The following is a 223-nucleotide window of genomic DNA, read 5'->3' as shown; positions in this document are numbered from 1 at the left end:
GCTAGTGTCCTGAGTTAGAAGTTCGCAAACAAAATCTTTCGACGCTGGCAAGGATGTCGTCAGCGGTCTTGGCCCATTGAAAGGGCTTGGGGTTTGCGTTGTTGAGTTGCAGGTATTGCTTGATGGCCTGCTCGAGTTGGCGCGTGGAGCGGTGTGTGCCGCGCCTGATGTATTTCTCGGTGAGCGTGGCGAACCAGCGCTCCACCTGATTGAGCCAGGACGC

General features: G+C 56.5%; 1 pseudogene. It reads right to left on the bottom strand.

What is annotated here, in order from left to right:
• Position 1: 1 nt before the first annotated feature.
• Positions 2-223: pseudogene (locus tag C667_RS24190) on the bottom strand (IS630 family transposase); the annotation flags it as partial.

The organism is Thauera phenylacetica B4P (genome assembly GCF_000310225.1).
Classification (GTDB): domain Bacteria; phylum Pseudomonadota; class Gammaproteobacteria; order Burkholderiales; family Rhodocyclaceae; genus Thauera; species Thauera phenylacetica.
Note: the sequence above shows the minus strand (reverse complement) of the source record. Positions and strands in the feature narration are given on the sequence as shown.